The organism is Citrobacter cronae, assembly GCF_016893685.1.
Classification (GTDB): Bacteria; Pseudomonadota; Gammaproteobacteria; order Enterobacterales; family Enterobacteriaceae; genus Citrobacter; species Citrobacter werkmanii.
This window is the reverse complement of the sequence record NZ_CP069763.1, coordinates 3,966,454-3,966,919: the sequence shown is the minus strand read 5'-3', so window position 1 is coordinate 3,966,919 and position 466 is coordinate 3,966,454. Positions and strand designations below refer to the sequence as shown.

Below are 466 nucleotides of genomic sequence, written 5' to 3'. Positions count from 1 at the left end.
CCAAAAGGTCTGGGGGTGATTATGGCTAAATCAGCGAAATGCCTGTTCTGCGGTAAACCTGCAACCCTGCTATGTGATGGGATCATCGGCTGGGATGCTGATGAAGACGAAAACCACCACCTCGGCAATGCGCGGGGAATTTTTACGTGCGACGCGCCGATGTGTGCTGAGTGCGGAACATGGCACGGCAATATCTTTTTCTCAGATAGATCGGGTGGCATGGAGACCCGTGATTATTGTCCGCTGTGTCAGGCGCTGCATGTTAATGGCGATGTTATTCGGGAAGACAAAAACCGGAAATACAAAGCCATTCGCGAGCCAGTTCTGCTGGAAGAGCAAGCCGCCATCATCCGGCAAGCCCACTGGAATAGCTATCTAAACGCGCATCGCAGAGAGTTAAACGCCATTCAGGGAGGTGGACAACAATGCCTGCCATTCTGAAAAAGTTACCTCGCCGCAAGTGTGC

The 466-nt window shown here is 52.1% G+C and carries 1 protein-coding gene; it reads left to right on the top strand.

Going from position 1 to position 466, the window contains the following annotated elements; translation table 11 throughout:
- Window positions 1-21: 21 nt before the first annotated feature.
- Complete coding sequence (locus tag JSN25_RS17155) at window positions 22-441, top strand: hypothetical protein (RefSeq protein WP_204525741.1); 420 nt, start codon at window positions 22-24, stop codon at window positions 439-441.
- Window positions 442-466 lie beyond the last annotated feature (25 nt).